Source organism: Streptomyces sp. NPDC000345, assembly GCF_042898825.1.
Taxonomy (GTDB): domain Bacteria; phylum Actinomycetota; class Actinomycetes; order Streptomycetales; family Streptomycetaceae; genus Streptomyces.
The window spans coordinates 231,701-248,045 of sequence record NZ_JBIAZE010000008.1 but is presented as its reverse complement, the minus strand read 5'-3'; the positions used below and the strand labels follow the sequence as shown (position 1 = coordinate 248,045).

Annotated in this window: 13 protein-coding genes and 1 pseudogene; 8 read left to right on the top strand and 6 right to left on the bottom strand. The window is 71.4% G+C overall.

Going from position 1 to position 16,345, the window contains the following annotated elements:
* Window positions 1-33 precede the first annotated feature (33 nt).
* Window positions 34-1,161 (bottom strand): magnesium and cobalt transport protein CorA, encoded by a 1,128-nt coding sequence (locus ACFY30_RS21185; protein WP_390846715.1) that lies wholly within the window; start codon window positions 1,159-1,161, stop codon window positions 34-36.
* Between the two features lie 289 nt (window positions 1,162-1,450).
* Between ACFY30_RS21185 and ACFY30_RS21180 the strand changes: the two genes are divergently transcribed.
* Window positions 1,451-2,245, top strand: a complete 795-nt coding sequence (locus tag ACFY30_RS21180) for a methyltransferase (protein ID WP_390846714.1) — start codon at window positions 1,451-1,453, stop codon at window positions 2,243-2,245.
* Window positions 2,246-2,353: 108 nt separating this feature from the next.
* Here ACFY30_RS21180 and ACFY30_RS21175 read toward each other — a convergent pair whose 3' ends face one another.
* The 4 genes from ACFY30_RS21175 to ACFY30_RS21160 all read right to left on the bottom strand — a co-directional run bounded on the left by ACFY30_RS21175 (window position 2,354) and on the right by ACFY30_RS21160 (window position 5,874).
* Window positions 2,354-3,352, bottom strand: a complete 999-nt coding sequence (locus ACFY30_RS21175) for a carbohydrate kinase family protein (RefSeq protein WP_390846713.1) — start codon at window positions 3,350-3,352, stop codon at window positions 2,354-2,356.
* Window positions 3,349-4,257 (bottom strand): pseudouridine-5'-phosphate glycosidase, encoded by a 909-nt coding sequence (locus tag ACFY30_RS21170; RefSeq protein ID WP_390846712.1) that lies wholly within the window; start codon window positions 4,255-4,257, stop codon window positions 3,349-3,351. Before ACFY30_RS21170 ends, ACFY30_RS21175 begins: the two co-directional genes overlap by 4 nt.
* A 140-nt stretch (window positions 4,258-4,397) precedes the next feature.
* Complete coding sequence (locus ACFY30_RS21165; RefSeq protein ID WP_390846711.1) at window positions 4,398-4,952, bottom strand: methylated-DNA--[protein]-cysteine S-methyltransferase; 555 nt, start codon at window positions 4,950-4,952, stop codon at window positions 4,398-4,400.
* Window positions 4,953-5,001: 49 nt separating this feature from the next.
* Window positions 5,002-5,874 carry a glycerophosphodiester phosphodiesterase gene (locus tag ACFY30_RS21160; protein ID WP_390846710.1) on the bottom strand — a complete coding sequence of 291 codons (873 nt, stop codon included), beginning with the start codon at window positions 5,872-5,874 and terminating at the stop codon, window positions 5,002-5,004.
* A 275-nt stretch (window positions 5,875-6,149) separates the two neighbouring features.
* On the opposite strand from ACFY30_RS21160, the gene ACFY30_RS21155 reads away from it, so the two are divergent.
* The 7 genes and pseudogenes from ACFY30_RS21155 to ACFY30_RS21125 all read left to right on the top strand — a co-directional run bounded on the left by ACFY30_RS21155 (window position 6,150) and on the right by ACFY30_RS21125 (window position 14,933).
* Complete coding sequence (locus ACFY30_RS21155; RefSeq protein WP_390846709.1) at window positions 6,150-7,016, top strand: MHYT domain-containing protein; 867 nt, start codon at window positions 6,150-6,152, stop codon at window positions 7,014-7,016.
* Window positions 7,017-7,056: 40 nt separating this feature from the next.
* Window positions 7,057-9,201 carry an excinuclease ABC subunit UvrB gene (gene uvrB, locus ACFY30_RS21150; RefSeq protein WP_390846708.1) on the top strand — a complete coding sequence of 715 codons (2,145 nt, stop codon included), beginning with the start codon at window positions 7,057-7,059 and terminating at the stop codon, window positions 9,199-9,201.
* 161 nt (window positions 9,202-9,362) lie between these two features.
* Window positions 9,363-9,941, top strand: coding sequence for a TerD family protein (locus ACFY30_RS21145; RefSeq protein ID WP_390655968.1), 579 nt, complete (start codon window positions 9,363-9,365; stop codon window positions 9,939-9,941).
* 55 nt (window positions 9,942-9,996) lie between these two features.
* Window positions 9,997-12,099 carry a TerD family protein gene (locus tag ACFY30_RS21140; protein ID WP_390846707.1) on the top strand — a complete coding sequence of 701 codons (2,103 nt, stop codon included), beginning with the start codon at window positions 9,997-9,999 and terminating at the stop codon, window positions 12,097-12,099.
* Window positions 12,100-12,321: 222 nt separating this feature from the next.
* On the top strand, window positions 12,322-13,323 hold the full coding sequence (locus ACFY30_RS21135; RefSeq protein WP_390846706.1) for a TerC/Alx family metal homeostasis membrane protein: 1,002 nt from the start codon (window positions 12,322-12,324) through the stop codon (window positions 13,321-13,323).
* Between the two features lie 127 nt (window positions 13,324-13,450).
* Window positions 13,451-13,765, top strand: coding sequence for a hypothetical protein (locus tag ACFY30_RS21130; protein ID WP_390846705.1), 315 nt, complete (start codon window positions 13,451-13,453; stop codon window positions 13,763-13,765).
* Between the two features lie 67 nt (window positions 13,766-13,832).
* A pseudogene (locus ACFY30_RS21125) lies at window positions 13,833-14,933 on the top strand (calcium:proton antiporter).
* Window positions 14,934-14,982: 49 nt separating this feature from the next.
* Here ACFY30_RS21125 and ACFY30_RS21120 read toward each other — a convergent pair.
* A complete protein-coding gene (locus ACFY30_RS21120; RefSeq protein ID WP_390846704.1) occupies window positions 14,983-16,287 on the bottom strand; it encodes an MFS transporter in 1,305 nt (434 codons plus the stop codon).
* Window positions 16,288-16,345: the final 58 nt, after the last annotated feature.

Below are 16,345 nucleotides of genomic sequence, written 5' to 3'. Positions count from 1 at the left end.
GCCGGCGTCGCCCCGTCTCCGGGCGACGCCCCCTCAGAGCCAGCCGTTGCGCCGGAAGCCGCGGTACAGCACCAGGCAGGCCACGGATATCACGCCGATGACCAGGGGGTAGCCGAACGTCCAGTGCCGCTCCGGCATGTGATCGAAGTTCATGCCGTACACCCCGCAGACCATCGTCGGCACCGCGATCACCGCGGCCCAGGCCGTGATCTTCCGCATGTCCTCGTTCTGCGCGACCGTGACCTGCGCCAGATGCGCCTGCAGAATCGAGTTCAGCAACTCGTCGAACGCGGCGATCTGCTCGGTGGCCCGCAGCAGGTGGTCGGAGACGTCCCGGAAGTAAGCCTGTATCTCCGGGTCGACCACCCGCACCGGCCGGTCGGCGAGGTCCGTCAGCGGGCGCTTGAGCGGCACCACCGCCCGCCTCAGCTCCAGCAGCTCACGCTTGAGCTGATAGATGCGTCCGGGGTCGGCCCGTGCGCCGTTCTCCGCGAAGACGTCCGCCTCGACCTGGTCGATGTCGGCCTGCACGGCGTCCGTGACGTTCAGATAGTCGTCGACGACATGGTCCGCGATCGCGTGCAGAACCGCCGACGGCCCCTTGGCGAGCTGGGCGGGATCCGACTCCAGCTCCTCGCGCAGCGGACCCAGCGAACCGTGCCGCCCGTGCCGGACCGTGACCACGAAGTCCTGGCCGACGAACACCATGATCTCGCCGGTGTTCACCACCTCGCTCGTCGCCGTGAGCTCCTCGTGCTCGACGTAGCACACCGTCTTGAACACCGCGAAGAGCGTCTCGCCGTACCGCTCGACCTTGGGGCGCTGATGGGCCTCGACGGCGTCCTCCACGGCCAGCGGATGCAGGTCGAAGAGCTCGGCGATCCCTGCGAACTCGTCGTTCGTCGGCTCGTGCAGACCGAGCCAGACGAATCCGTGGCTGCTCTTGCGCACCCGCTCCACCGTGTCGACCAGATCGGCACTGACGGGGGTCCGGACGCCGTCCCTGTACGTCACGCAGTTCACCACCGAGGACCCCAGCGGGGAGCGCGCGGGGTGGCTGAGGTCGACCCGGGTGCGCCGCCGGGCCAACCGCGCCACCTTCCGCAGGCCGCCGACCCCTCCGAGGCCGGTGACCTTCCGCAGATTCCCCGCCATGGTCATGTGGATCTCCTTGCGTGCATCTCCTCGCGTCGCGCTCCTGCGCCCTGGCCAGCCAGTCTGCCAGGCTCGCGCCCGCCGTGGGAAAGCCTGTGGAAAGGGCCGGTTCCGCTTTGTTCCCGCCTGTGGACGACGGGACTTCGGGCCACCACCGAGACGGACTGCCCGGCCGCTCCGACGCGACTGGCGGCCGCCCACGCCTGGATTCCACGCCCTGTCACCGTGGGCGCGACGAGCGATCCGGGCCGCGTCGACCGGCTGCGGCAAGCGGGACAACTGGGATGATCGGCACATGACGCGAACCGACGGGTACCTTCTCGACAACCAGCAGTCCGAGGCGGGGGAACGCTTCGACGCCTTCGCCGCACTCTTCGACCCCACGACGTTCCGCCACCTCGAAGGGCTGGGCGTCGGCCCCGGCTGGCGCTGCTGGGAGGTCGGGGCCGGCGGCACCTCCGTCGTGACCTGGCTGGCGAAGAAGGTCGGCCCCACCGGCAAGGTCGTCGCCACCGACATCGACACCTCCCGGCTGACCCCGGCCGCCCGGCCGCCGGTCGAGGTACGCGTCCACGACGTCGGCGTCGACGAACCCCCCACCGAGGGCTTCGACCTGGTGCACGCCCGGCTCGTCCTGGTCCATGTCCCGGACCGGGAGCGGGCCTTGCGCTCGATGGTCAAGGCCCTGCGCCGCGGCGGACGCCTCCTGATCGAGGACGGCGACCCCGCGCTGCAGCCCCTGCTCTGCCCCGACGAGCACGGCCCCGGACAGCAGCTGGCGAACCGGCTGCGGCACGGCTTCCGCAAGCTGCTCGCCGACCGGGGAGCCGACCTCTCCTACGGCCGTAAGCTCCCGCGTCTGCTCCGCGAGGCCGGGCTGCAACGGGTCGAGGCCGACGCCTATTTCCCGGTCACCTCACCGGCCTGCGCGGCCCTGGAGTCGGCGACCGTCCGGCAGATCCGGGGCGGGCTCGTCAGCGCCGGCCTGGCGACCGACGAGGAGATCGACCGCCACCTGGCCAACGTCGCCTCCGGCACCATGGACCTGGCCACGGCCCCGATGATCTCGGCGTGGGGACGGAAGGGTTAGAGGCGCGGCACGGCGAGGTGGCGAGGCGCGGCGACGGTCGCCCGGGGCGGGTTTCCCGCCCGCGAGCGAAGTGTTCCTCAGCGCTGACGCGGCCCCCCGGACCCGGCCTCAGCCGACGCGGGTCCCGTCCGCGATCCTCGGCGTCGACGCGGTGCCGGGCGCGGGTGGTCGCGCGCCGACCTGTTCGACCGCCCGGGCCCCCGCTCTGCACCCCTCCGCCGCCGCGGCCCCGGGCTCCGCGCCGGTGAGCAGGGCGGCCAGAAATGCGCCCGTGAAGGCATCGCCGGCGCCCGTGGTGTCCCGGGGCGTCGCCGCGACGGCGGGGACGCGGGTGAGGACGCTGCCGTCCCGCGCGATCAGCGCCCCCGCCGCGCCCTCCTTGGCCACCACCAGCGGGACACGGCGGCTCAGTTCGGCAGCGGCGTCCGCCCCGTCGGGCAACCCGGTCAGCAGACACGCCTCGTCACGGCTGGGCAGCAGCACGTCCACCCCCTCGACCAGGTCCAGGAAGCGGTCGACGCCCAGTGCGGCCAGAAATCCCGCCGACGCCGGATCGAGGCTCACCGGCACTCCGTGGGCGCGCGCCGCCGCCACCGCCGTACGCACCAGCGCGCGCCCGGACCCGGAGAACACCAGGTAGCCCGACAGGTGCAGCCGGCCGGCCCCGTCCAGGAGCGCGTCCGACCAGTCGCCGGGTTCGAGCCGCAGTGAGGCGCCGCTGTCGGTGAGGAAGGTCCGCTCGGCCGCGGCGTCCGCGTCGACCAGACAGATCACCGTCCCGGTCGGCGCCTGCGGGTCGACGACGAGCCGGGGCCGTACCCCGCAGGCGGTCAGCTCCCGTTCGTGCCAGGCCACCGCATCCTCGCCCACCCGGCCGAGCAGCCGTACGTCCGCACACCCCCAATGCGCGGCCCAGCACGCCACATTGGCGCCCGCGCCGCCCGGCAGGGTCCGGATCACGGCGGCCGTGTCCGTCCCCGCAGCCAAGGGCCCCCGATGGCGCGCGACGACGTCCGTCACCACGTCCCCGACGACCAGAAGCGCCCCGCCCGGAGCCGGCGCCGGCCCGCCGTGCGCGCGTTCCGCTCCGCCCGGCCGCCCGGTCACACCTCGGCCCAGGCCGCGGCGATCCGTGCCGCCAGCCGCACGTTGCCGCGCACCGCCGCCAGATTGGCGCTCAGGGACGCCCCGTCGGTGTGCCGGACCAGGTAGTCGAGGAGGAACGGTGTGACGCCCTGGCCGGTCACGCCCTTCTCCTCGCACGCCTGCAGCGCCTCGGCGAGCACCCGCGCGTGCAGCCCGGGATCGAGCTGCTCCTCCACGGGCACCGGGTTGGCGACGATCAGCGCCGACTCCGGCTCGCCGAGGGTGTCCTGAGCCCGCATCACGTCGGCCACCTGCGCGGGCGTGTCCAGCGTCCACTCCACCGGATGCCCCGAGTCGGACAGGTAGAAGCCCGGGAAGCGGTCCGTGCCGTAACCGGCGACGGCCACGCCCAGTGTCTCCAGACGCTGCAGGGTCGCCGGAACGTCCAGGATCGACTTCACCCCCGCGCACACCACGGTGATCCGGGTACGCGCCAGCAGCCCCAGGTCGGCGGACTCGTCCTGGGTCACCGTCCATTCCCGGTGCACCCCGCCGAGCCCGCCCGTCGCGAACACCCGCACACCCGCCAGGGCCGCCAGCAGCGCCGTCGCCGACACCGTCGTCGCCCCGCTCGCCCGCGAGGCCACCGCGAGCGGCAGGTCGCGATGGCCCAGCTTGCGCATCCCGTCCTCGTTGGCGACCCGCTCCAACTGCTCCTTGTCCAGACCGACATGGGGCCGCCCGTCCAGGACGGCGATGGTCGCCGGAACGGCACCCTCCGCGCGGACGACCGACTCCAGCTCCAGCGCCACCTGGAGGTTGCGCGGGCGCGGCAGCCCGTGCGCGATGATCGTGGACTCCAGCGCGACCACAGGTCGACGCGCGTCGACCGCCTCCCGCACCTCTTCCGACACCACCAGCACCATGCGCCTGTCTCCTGTCCTCGGGTCTTCCCTCATCTCTGGCGGGCGGCGCGCCCGGCCAAACCCCGACGGCCTGTGGGGGACGCCACCGGCCCGCGAGGCATGGCGGACGAAACCCGGTCCAGGCGGGCCCGACGTGATCCTCAGAACAGCGGCTCGGGCAGCACCCCTTCCAGCGCGAGCAGTCTCCGCTTGGTCTCCAGACCGCCGCCGAACCCGCCGATACCGCCGTCGCTCTCGACGACCCGGTGGCAGGGCACGACGACCGGGAGCGGATTGGCGCCCATGGCCGTGCCCACCGCCTGCGCCGCCCCCGGCTGCCCGACCCGCTTGGCCAGGTCGCCGTAGCCGACGACCGCGCCGTACGGCACGCCGGTGGCGAGTTCGCGCAGGACCTGGCGGTTGAATCCCGAGATCAGCGACCAGTCCAGAGGCAGCTCGAAGTCGCGCCGGTCACCCGCGAAGTAGGCCTCGACCTGGCCTATCGCCTCGGCCAGCAGAGGGGAACCGGGGGCCTCGACCGGGTCCGTGCCCAGCCTGTCCGCCAGCCTGCCCAGAGCCGTGTCGCGGACCGCGTCGGTGGCATGGAACACGACGTTGACCAGGCCCTTTCCGGTCGCGGCCAGCAGCAGCGGACCGATGTCGGTGCCGACGACGGCCCACACGACCTGCTGCTCGTTCTGCCCGTGGCTGCTCATGCGACCCACCGTACGGCCCGCCACTGACAACGGGGTCGGTACGACGGGGTCAGTACCAGTACAGGGCCCTGCGCACCACGTCGGGTTTGTTCGTGATGACGCCGTCGACGCCGTATCCGGCGACGGTCCTCGCGGTGGAGGCGTCGTCGACGGTCCAGACGAAGACTCGCACCGGTCGGCCGTGCGGTCCCGTCAGCGCGTGCACGGCGTCCACGTAGTCCCGGGAGAGCGCGGTGTACGACGGGTTGACCAGGTCGGCGAAGCCCGCGTACCGGGCCAGGTCCGCCGCGGCCGGCGCACCCAGCAGACCCGTCCGCACCCCCGGCTTCAGCTCGTGCACGGTGCGCAGACTCTCCGCACTGAAGCTCTGCACGATCAGCCGGGCGCCGAGATGCCGCCGGTCGAGCCAGCCCTCGTTGCTCAGGAGTTTCAACGTCTGCTGCTCGATCCCCGGGTAGAGCGCGGGGTTCTTGATCTCCAGGAGCAGCTTCTGGTGGTTGCGCTCCACACGCTCGACGTACTGCTCGAGTGTCGGCACACGCGCGCCCGCGTACGTCTCCCCGAACCAGCTGCCCGCGTCCAGCAGCGCGATCTCGGCCGCGGTGAAGTCCTTCACCTTCCAGGGGGCACGGTCGGGGAAGACCTCCTCGACGTCGGTCGTACGGCGGAGAGTGTCGTCGTGGATCACCACGAGCTCGCCGTCCTTGGTGCGCTGGACGTCGTTCTCCACCCAGCGGATGCCCAGGGCGGCGGCCTCGTCGACGGCGTCGAGGGTGTTCTCCGGGGCGACCGCGGAGGCCCCCCGGTGGGCGATCACCACGGCCCGGGCGGGGATGCCGGCCCGGGCGTCGTGGACGGGGAGCAGAAGGGCGACGGTGCCCAGGAGCGCGGTGGTCGTGGCGGCAACTGCGCGCGCGTGCATACGTACTCCTCGCGTCGGTTGATCACGTACAGCTCAACTGTGACAGCACAGAGTCAACGACGGAGGGGTGCGGGACGACCACACGATGAACGGAGATGCCCGAGACCGCTCACCGCTGCCGCACATGTGGGGTAAGGGCGTGTTTCTTTGCCGGAAAATCGTTCGACCATTCCGGTGGGGGTCATACTCTCTCTCAGCCTTGGCCGCTCGCGCGGCCCTGGGGAGGGGCGCGTTTCAGGGAAATCAAGCAAAACGGGGCGGAAGGGCAACCGCGCATGCAAGGCACGGTCGACGGTTTCAGCTACGGACTCGTCACACCGCTGGTGGCCTACGTCATGGCCTGCCTCGGCGGTGCTCTCGGCCTGCGCTGCACGACCAGAGCCCGGCTCGTCGCCCACTCCTGGCGCCCCGGATGGCTGGCCCTCGGCTCGGCGGCGATCGGCTCCGGCATATGGACCATGCACTTCATCGCGATGATGGGTTTCACGGTCGCGGGAGCCCCGATCCATTACGACAAACCGACGACCTACGCGAGCCTCGGCGTCGCCATCATCATGGTGGGCGTGGGGATCTTCATCGTCGGCTACCGGGGCGCCACCGGCACCGCGCTGTTCACCGGCGGCACCATCACCGGCCTGGGCATCGCGTCGATGCACTACCTCGGCATGGCCGGGATGCGCTTCAGCGGAAAGCTGGAATACAACACGTTCACCGTCTCCGTCTCCGTGGCCATAGCCATGGCCGCCGCCACCGCCGCCCTGTGGGCCGCCGGACAGGTCCGGGGCTTCGCGTGGAGCGTGGGCGCCAGCCTCGTCATGGGGCTGGCCGTCACCGGCATGCACTACACGGGCATGGCGGCCCTGAGCGTCCATCTGCACGCCACCGGCACGCCGGCCGAGGGCGACTCGCCCGCCGCCCTCCTCGCCCCGATGCTGGTCGGACCCCTCGCCTTCCTCCTCCTCGCCGGCGTCGTCGTGGTGTTCGACCCGCTGATGGTGGTGGGCAGGCCCGACCGGACCCGCGCCGAGCACCGGCCCGGCGTCCCGGCGCACCCGCCCGTGCGGCACTCCGCCGGCCGTCCCGCGCCGCGCGCCCGCCGCAGGGTGCCCCACCGGGAGTCCCGCACCCCGCAGAACCGCTGATCCGGCCTCGTTGTCAGTGGGTGGTCGTACGGTTGATGGCATGCGGCCCGTCTCTCACATCGAACGCACGGTGGCGCCCTTCGAGGTCGTCAGCCCCTACCAGCCCAGCGGCGACCAGCCGGCGGCCATCGCCGAACTCGCCAAGCGCATCGAAGGCGGCGAGAAGGACGTCGTCCTCCTCGGCGCGACCGGCACCGGCAAGTCCGCCACCACCGCGTGGATGATCGAGAAGCTCCAGCGGCCCACCCTGGTGATGGCCCCGAACAAGACCCTGGCCGCCCAGCTGGCGAACGAGTTCCGGGAACTGCTGCCCAACAACGCGGTCGAATACTTCGTCTCGTACTACGACTACTACCAGCCCGAGGCGTACGTCCCGCAGTCGGACACCTACATCGAGAAGGACTCCTCGATCAACGAGGAGGTCGAGCGACTGCGCCACTCCGCGACGAACTCGCTGCTCACCCGGCGTGACGTCGTCGTGGTCGCCTCGGTCTCCTGCATCTACGGCCTCGGCACCCCGCAGGAGTACGTGGACCGGATGGTCCCCCTGAAGGTCGGCGAGGAGATCGACCGGGACGAGCTGCTGCGCCGTTTCGTGGACATCCAGTACTCGCGCAACGACATGGCGTTCAGCCGCGGCACCTTCCGGGTGCGCGGCGACACCATCGAGATCTTCCCGGTCTACGAGGAGCTCGCCGTCCGCATCGAGATGTTCGGCGACGAGATCGAGGCCCTCTCCACGCTGCACCCGCTCACCGGCGAGATCATCAGCGACGACCAGCAGCTGTACGTCTTCCCGGCCTCCCACTACGTCGCCGGCCCCGAGCGCCTGGAGCGGGCCGTCAACGACATCGAGAAGGAGCTCGGCGAGCGGCTGGCCGAGCTGGAGAAGCAGGGCAAGCTCCTGGAGGCCCAGCGCCTGCGCATGCGCACCACGTACGACATCGAGATGCTCCGCCAGATCGGCTCCTGCTCCGGCGTGGAGAACTACTCGATGCACTTCGACGGCCGCAGCCCCGGCTCCCCGCCGAACACCCTGCTCGACTACTTCCCGGACGACTTCCTGCTCGTCATCGACGAGTCGCACGTCACCGTCCCGCAGATCGGCGCCATGTACGAGGGCGACGCCTCCCGCAAGCGCACCCTGGTCGACCACGGCTTCCGCCTGCCCTCCGCCCTCGACAACCGCCCGCTGAAGTGGGAGGAGTTCCAGGAGCGCATCGGGCAGACCGTCTATCTGTCGGCGACGCCCGGCAAGTACGAGCTCTCGCGCGGGGACGGCGTCGTCGAGCAGATCATCCGTCCCACCGGCCTCGTCGACCCGGAGGTCGTCGTCAAGCCCACCGAGGGCCAGATCGACGATCTCGTGCACGAGATCCGCAAGCGCACCGAGAAGGACGAGCGCGTCCTGGTCACCACGCTCACCAAGAAGATGGCCGAGGACCTCACGGACTACTTCCTGGAACTCGGCATCCAGGTGCGCTATCTGCACAGTGACGTCGACACGCTGCGCCGCATCGAGCTGCTGCGCGAGCTGCGCGCCGGCGAGTTCGACGTCCTGGTGGGCATCAACCTCCTGCGGGAGGGCCTCGACCTGCCCGAGGTGTCGCTCGTGGCGATCCTCGACGCCGACAAGGAGGGCTTCCTGCGCTCCGGCACCTCGCTGATCCAGACCATCGGCCGCGCCGCGCGCAACGTCTCCGGCCAGGTCCACATGTACGCCGACAAGATCACCCCGGGCATGGAGCGGGCCATCGAGGAGACCAACCGCCGCCGCGAGAAGCAGGTCGCCTACAACAAGGCGAACGGCATCGACCCCCAGCCGCTCCGCAAGAAGATCAACGACATCGTCGCGCAGATCGCGCGCGAGGAGGTCGACACCGAGCAGCTGCTCGGCACCGGCTACCGGGCGAAGAAGGACGGAGGGGGCACCAAGGCCCCGGTGCCCTCCCTCGGCGACAAGGCGGCCAAGGCTGCGAAGGCCAAGTCCGCCAAGGGCAAGGCCAAGGAGACGGTGCCCACCGACCGTCCCGCGGCCGAACTCGCCCAGCAGATCGAGGAGATGACGGAGCGCATGCGGGCCGCCGCCGCCGACCTGCACTTCGAGGTCGCCGCCCGGCTGCGCGACGAGGTCTCCGAGATGAAGAAGGAACTGCGTCAGATGAAGGAGGCGGGTCTGGCCTGACGGACCCGCGCGGTTCCGGCGCCCGGGCCGCACACGCCGAGTGTTGCAAGACCGACACAAAGTGCGTGCCCGGGTACGGCACTGTCAGTGCCTGTGCGTAGGGTTTTCGGCAACCGCGGACTCCGCGGCAACAGGGGACAGTTCGAGAGGGGAATCAGCCCGTGACCGTCAACATGACCAAGGGCCAGGCCATCAGTCTGCAGAAGAACGACGGGGGCAGCCTGACCGCGGTCCGCATGGGTCTCGGCTGGCAGGCGGCACCCCGGCGCGGCCTCTTCGGCTCCCGCACCCGGGAGATCGACCTCGACGCCTCCGCCGTCCTGTTCGCGGACAAGCAGCCCGTCGACGTCGTCTTCTTCCGTCACCTGGTGAGCGACGACGGCTCCGTCCGGCACACCGGTGACAACCTGGTGGGCGGCGTCGGCCAGGGCGGCGACGACGAGGCGATCCTCGTCGACCTGGCGCGCGTCCCGGTCCACATCGACCAGATCGTCTTCACCGTGAACTCCTTCACCGGGCAGACCTTCCAGGAGGTGCAGAACGCCTTCTGCCGTCTGGTCGACGAGACCAACGGCCAGGAGCTGGCGCGCTACACGCTCGCGGGCGGCGGCGCCTACACGGCCCAGATCATGGCCAAGGTGCACCGCTCGGGCCAGGGCTGGACGATGACGGCCCTCGGCGCCCCGGCCAACGGCCGCACCTTCCAGGACCTGATGCCCACCGTCCTGCCGCTCCTGTAGACAGGAGCCGGCCCGCGGACACGACAACACCACACGCGACACAGGGGGACAGGCGATGACGGCCGAGCTGGTGCGGGGGCAGAACCACCCGCTCTCCCGGGTCCGCCTCGAGATCAGGGTCTCGGCCGGTACGCCGGTCGTGGCCGTGGCCACGCTCAGCGACGAGAACGGCAGGGCACAGGACGTCGAGTGGGTGGCCCACCCGGGCTCTCCCACGCTGCCCGGGCTGGAGGTCTCCCGGCAGGCGGCCGCGGACCACCGTCTCGCGGTGGACCTGGACGCCATGCCGGAGAGCGTGCACCGCGTCAACGTCCTGCTCTCCCTGCCCCCGGGCGACGGGGGAGGGCCGGTCAGCTTCGGTTCCGTCCCGCCCCCCGCCGTCGCGGTCACCGGCCTCGACGGCACCGAGGTCGCCACCTACACCCTCACCGGCCTGAGCGCCGAGTCGGCGGTCGTCGCGCTGGAGCTCTACCGGCGCCAGGGCGCATGGAAGGTGCGCGCCGTCGGCCAGGGGTACGCGGGAGGTCTCGCCGAGCTCCTCACCGACCAGGGCCTGCCGCAGGCGCACCAGCTCGCGGCCGGTATCAACGAGGCGGTGGCCCAGGGGCTGGCCCGCTCGGTGACGGCCCCGCCGCCCCGTACGGCCGACGGCGACCGCGCCCGGCAGGCTGCCGCCTCCGCACTCGGCCCGGACTCGAGCGGCTCCCCGTACGGAGCCCAGGGCGGCCCCGGTCCGCACGCGGCGGGCCAGGGCACCAACGGGCCGTACGGCACGGGTCAGAGCCCGCAGTCGGGTACGGGGACGGCCTGCCCGACGGGCGCGCCGGCGAGTTCCGCGCCCACGGGTTCCGTGCCGACGGGCGCCTCGGCGGGGCCGGTGCAGCCGGACTCCGCGCCTGTGCCGCACCCCCAGTCGACGCCCCCGACCGCCGCCGCGGGCGGCCCGGTCAATTACGTCCACCCCCGTCGGCAGAACGCCGCTCCGCCGCCCGCGCCCACCGCGCCGCCGGCCCAGCCCGGGCAGCCCGCGACGCCCGTCGCGGGTGACGCGACCGGCTGGTCCATGGAGGAGCGGCTGTACAACCAGGTCTGGGGCATGTTCGAGGACCTGGCCCGCACCACGGCCGCCTACCGCAGTGCCGTCGACTTCGCCGACACGCGCCTGGAGAAGGAGCTGGACCAGGTCCTGTCCGACCCGCGCAGCAGGATCGGCGGCCAGGGCGACGCCGCCCGCGAAGCGGCCCAGGCCAGGCACATCCAGCTCGTCGACCAGGCCCGGGAGGCGCTGGACCGCGACCTCGTCCAGCTCACCGCCGAGGCCGATGTCGTCGAACCGGCGCTGCCGCCGGCCTATGCCCGCTGGGACAACCCGGTCTGGCACGCCTACCGCGTCCCCATGGAGATGCCCATGGCCCTGCGTCTGGGGGACCTCCACCTGCCCGAGAGCGACCCCCTGCGCATCCCGTTGCTGGTCCGTCTCCCGCTGGAGCGCGGGCTGTGGCTCGACAGCGGAACCACGCAGTCGTCCGAGGACTCCCTCCTCGACTCCCACGAGCTGCGGCACCTCGCCCTGGTGTCCGCGGTGGCCCACACCGCGAGGCTGCTGGCGGCGTACCCGGCGGGCGAGTTCACCGTGCACGTCATCGACCCGGCCGGGGCGGGCGCCCAGGCGCTCGCACCGCTCGTGCGGTCCGGAGTGCTCGCCGCCCCGCCGGCCGCCGGCGCGACGGGTGTGGCGGACGTCCTGGGCCGGCTGACCCAGCGTGTCGACCTGGTGCAGATGGCGGTGCGCGGCGGCGCGGCCGACTCCCTCCCGCCGGGCTTCGACACCTCCCAGCAGCTTCTGGTGGTCAACGACTTCCCGCACGGCTTCGACGACCGCGCGGTGAACCAGCTCCGCTACCTCGCGGACGAGGGTCCCTCCGTCGGCGTCCATCTGATGCTGGTCGCCGACCGGGAGGACGCCGCCGGTTACGGTCCGTTGCTGGACCCGCTGTGGCGCGGGCTGCTCCGGCTGACCCCGGTGCCCGACGACCACCTGGCGGATCCCTGGGTGGGGCACGCCTGGACGTACGAACCGGCGCTCGTGCCCCCGGGGAGCCAGGTGCTCCAGCAGGTGCTGGCCCAGGTCGCGACGGCCCGTACCAAGTACACGTAAAGAACTCTGACCTGGGAACTTGGCACTTCTTTTGCCAATCGCTTTACCTTTCCTTGGTGATTGGGGTACTGTCTTCCTCACGGAGGGGAGTACTCCCTGCTGCGGCGCACCCGTCAATACGGATCGACTCGATCCCGGGGCGTCGGCCCGGGACCGGGCGGAAGAGACCTCCGGCAGCGCGACGACGCTGATTACCTGCCGTTACGTACTGCCGGAGGCGCAGTGGATGTTTCCCTGAACCTGTGGGTTCTCACCATCGTGGGCCTGGCCGCCCTGATCGCGGTCGACTTCTTCATCGGCCGCAAGCCGCATGACGTGTCGATCAAGGAAGCCGGTATCTGGACCGTCGTCTGGATCGCCCTGGCCGGGCTCTTCGGACTCGGCCTGCTCGTCTTCGGCGGTGGCCGGCCCGCCGGGGAGTTCTTCGCCGGCTTCATCACCGAGAAGTCGCTCAGCGTCGACAACCTCTTCGTCTTCGTGCTGATCATGGCGAAGTTCGCGGTCCCGTCGCAGTACCAGCAGCGGGTCCTGCTGATAGGCGTCCTCATAGCCCTGGTCCTGCGGGCCCTCTTCATCGCCGCGGGCGCCGCGATCCTCGCCAGCTTCTCCTGGGTGTTCTACCTCTTCGGTGCCTTCCTGATCTGGACCGCCTGGAAGCTCGTCCAGGAGGCGCGGGCCGAAGAGGAGGACGAGGAGTTCGAGGAGAACAAGCTGCTCAAGGCCGCCGAGCGCCGGTTCGGCGTCGCCGACCGCTACCACGGCACCAAGCTGTGGATCCAGCAGAACGGCAAGCGGGTCATGACCCCGATGCTGGTCGTCATGCTCGCGATCGGCACCACCGACGTGCTGTTCGCCCTCGACTCCATCCCCGCGATCTTCGGCCTCACCCAGGACCCGTACATCGTGTTCACCGCCAACGCCTTCGCGCTGATGGGCCTGAGGCAGTTGTACTTTCTCATCGGCGGGCTGCTGAAGAAGCTGGTCCACCTCAGCTACGGCCTGTCGATCATCCTGGGCTTCATCGGCGTCAAGCTGGTGCTGCACGCGCTGCACGAGTCCGGGGTCCACGTCCCCGAGATCAGCATCCCGGTCTCGCTCGGCGTCATCTGCTCCGTCCTGATCGTCACCACGATCACCAGCCTGCGCGCCTCGAAGAAGCAGGCGGCGGCCGAGGCGGCGCAGACGGCGAGCGAAGGCGCTCCGAAGGACAGCATCCAGGCCTGACCACGGACGACGTAGGAACAACCAGCCCGGGGAGCGGTGCGCGGCGCATTGCCGGGCACCGCTCCCGGTGCTTGTTTGGAACACGGGCGCTCTCCATCCGGAGACACCCGCTACCGGCGGAGGCACCATGGGCACTGCACCGAGGTTCGTACAGATCATCGACTTCGAGACCGACCGCATCGACGAGATGCGGGCGCTCGCCGAGGAGGGGGAGCAGGACCTCGGGAACCGCGCCGACGGCCCCCGGCGCCGCCTCGTCCTCAAGGACAGGAACCAGCCGAACCGCTACCTGGTCCTGGTCGAGTTCGACTCCCACGAGGAGGCCATGCGCAACAGCGAATCCCCCGAGACGAGCAAGTTCGCGGAGCGGATGGCCGCGCTCTGCACCAGGCCCCCGTCCTTCACCGACTGCGACATCCAGGACACGACCGAGTTCGAGTGAGGCAGGGGGCGCGCCGGCCCCCGGGAGCCGGAATGCGAAGCCCCGTCAGCTCTGCGACGATCGCTGCGTGATCGCTCGGCTCAGGTCGCTCACCACCCGGTGGACGTCCCTCGTGTCGGTGCTCGCAGTCGTGCTCCTGGCCCTGACCTGGGGCCGCGACCTGCCCGCGGCGGTCGTCGCGCTGGTGACCGTGGTCCTCGCCGGAGCCGTGCTGGCCGCCGTGCACCACGCCGAGGTCGTCGCCCACCGGGTCGGTGAGCCCTTCGGCTCCCTCGTCCTCGCGATCGCCGTGACGATCACGAGGTCGCCCTGATCGCGACCCTGATGGTGGACGGCGGCGACAAGAGCGCGGCTCTGGCGAGGGACACGGTCTTCGCGGCCGTGATGATCACCCGCAACGGCATCGTGGGCCTGTGCCTGCTGGCCGCCGCCTCCCTGCGCCACGGCACGGCCGTCTTCAACGCCGAGGGCACCGGCGCGGCCCTGGCCACCGTCGCGACCCTGGCCACGCTCAGTCTGGTCCTGCCGACCTTCACGACCAGCAAACCGGGCCCGGAGTTCTCCACCGTCCAGCTCACCTTCGCCGCGCTGTCCTCACTGATCCTGTACGGACTGTTCGTGGCGACCCAGACCGTCAGACACCGCGACTACTTCCTGCCGGTCACCCGGCAGGGAGAAGTGATCACCGCCGCCGACCACGCGAGCGCACCGTCCTTGCGAACCGCCCTGATCAGTCTGGGGCTCCTCGGCCCTCGCCCTGATCGCAGGGGTCGGTCTCGCGAAGGGCGTCTCACCCACGATCGAGTCCGGGGTGGAGGCGGCCGGCCTGCACCAAGCCGTCGTCGGCGTGGTCATCGCCCTGCTCGTGCTGCTTCCCGAGACCATCGCCGCACTGCGCTCCGCCCGCCGGGACCGCGTACAGACCAGCCTCAACCTCGCGCGCGGCTCCGCCGTGGCCAGCATCGGACTGACGATCCCCGCCGTCGCCCTCGCCTCCGTCTGGCTCTCCGGCCCGCTCGTCCTCGGCCTGGGCGCCACCTACACCTGCTCGCACTGACCGTCGTGGTCAGTTCCCTGACGGTGGTGCCGGGACGGGCCACCCCCCCTTCAGGGCGGCGTGCACCTCGTGCTGTTCGCCGCCTATCTGGAACTGGCGGTCAACCCATGACCGACGGCGCAGCACCCTGCCGACGGCGGCCGGCCCCTCCCGTCGGCGGTCAGTCCAGGACGGGCCGCACGGCCGCCACCGGCACCGGCCGTGTCTCCGGCAGCAGCGCGAAGCAGCCGAGGCTGAGCAGGGCGATCGCGGTGAGATACGCGCCCACGCCCCAAGGGACCCGCCCCGAGTGCTCCGCCAGCGCCGTCGCCACGATCGGCGTCAAGGCGCCCCCGAGGACACCGCCGAGGTTGTAGCCGACGGCCGCGCCCGTGCAGCGCACCCTCGGCTCGTACAGTTCGGGCAGGTAGGCCGCGATCACCCCGAACATCGTGACGAACGCGGCCAGCGCTCCCAGGAAGCCCAGGAACATCGGCAGGGGAGCCCCGGTCGCCAGCAGCGCGACCATCGGCAGCATCCACAGCGCGGCCGCCGCGCACCCCGCCAGACACAGCGTCCGCCGTCCGAAACGGTCCCCGAGCATCGCCGCCACAGGTGTCAGCGCGCCCTTCACCACCACCGCGGCCATGATGCAGGCCAGCATGACCGTCCGGCTCACCCCCAGCCGCTCGGTGGCGTAGGCCAGGGACCAGGTCGTCACGGCATAGAAGATCGCGTATCCGACGGCGAGCCCGCCGGCGGTCAGCAGGACCAGTCGCCAGTGGTCGCGCACCACTTCCGCGAGCGGTACACGCGCGTGCTCGCCGATCTCCAGGAACCGCGGGCTCTCCGGGAGTGACGACCTCAGCCACAGCCCGAGCACGGCCAGCGCCCCGGCCGCCCAGAACGGCACCCGCCACCCCCACCGGGCGAACTGCGCCTCCGTCAGCGTCGCCGACAGCACCAGGACCACCCCGTTGGCGAAAAGGAACCCGATCGCGGGCCCGACCTGCGGGAAGCTCGACCAGAGCCCGCGCCGCTCGGCAGGCGCGTGTTCCGCCGTGAGCAGCACCGCGCCACCCCACTCCCCGCCGAGCCCGAGCCCCTGCAGAAAGCGCAGCACGAGCAGCAGCAGGGGAGCGGCCACGCCGATGCTGTCGAACACCGGCAGGCACCCGACCGCGACCGTCGACGCCCCGGTCAGCAGCAGCGAGCCGACGAGGACCGGACGCCGGCCGTGCCGGTCCCCGACATGTCCGAACAGCACCGACCCGAGCGGGCGCGCCACGAAGCCCACACCGAACGTCCCGAACGCGGCCAGCGTCCCGGCCAGCGGCGAGAAGGTCGGGAAGAACAGCGGCCCCAGGACCAGCGCGGCCGCGGTCCCGTAGACGAAGAAGTCGTAGAACTCGATGGCCGTCCCCGCGAGCGAGGCGGCGGCGAGCCGTGGCAGGGAGGGCGCCCTTACGGTGCGTACATCGTGCATGTCGGGTCAACTACCCACGGTGACGGCCGGTTACGGGGGCGCGCGGGGGTGACGGGGG

What these genes read in the sequence shown, in the direction of transcription:
- ACFY30_RS21185 (WP_390846715.1), bottom strand. Translation starts at nt 1,161, where the DNA reads ATGACCATGGCGGGGAATCTGCGGAAGGTCACCGGCCTCGGAGGGGTC.
- ACFY30_RS21180 (WP_390846714.1), top strand. Translation starts at nt 1,451, where the DNA reads ATGACGCGAACCGACGGGTACCTTCTCGACAACCAGCAGTCCGAGGCG.
- ACFY30_RS21170 (WP_390846712.1), bottom strand. Translation starts at nt 4,257, where the DNA reads ATGGTGCTGGTGGTGTCGGAAGAGGTGCGGGAGGCGGTCGACGCGCGT.
- ACFY30_RS21165 (WP_390846711.1), bottom strand. Translation starts at nt 4,952, where the DNA reads ATGAGCAGCCACGGGCAGAACGAGCAGCAGGTCGTGTGGGCCGTCGTC.
- ACFY30_RS21160 (WP_390846710.1), bottom strand. Translation starts at nt 5,874, where the DNA reads ATGCACGCGCGCGCAGTTGCCGCCACGACCACCGCGCTCCTGGGCACC.
- ACFY30_RS21155 (WP_390846709.1), top strand. Translation starts at nt 6,150, where the DNA reads ATGCAAGGCACGGTCGACGGTTTCAGCTACGGACTCGTCACACCGCTG.
- uvrB (WP_390846708.1), top strand. Translation starts at nt 7,057, where the DNA reads ATGCGGCCCGTCTCTCACATCGAACGCACGGTGGCGCCCTTCGAGGTC.
- ACFY30_RS21140 (WP_390846707.1), top strand. Translation starts at nt 9,997, where the DNA reads ATGACGGCCGAGCTGGTGCGGGGGCAGAACCACCCGCTCTCCCGGGTC.
- ACFY30_RS21130 (WP_390846705.1), top strand. Translation starts at nt 13,451, where the DNA reads ATGGGCACTGCACCGAGGTTCGTACAGATCATCGACTTCGAGACCGAC.
- ACFY30_RS21120 (WP_390846704.1), bottom strand. Translation starts at nt 16,287, where the DNA reads ATGCACGATGTACGCACCGTAAGGGCGCCCTCCCTGCCACGGCTCGCC.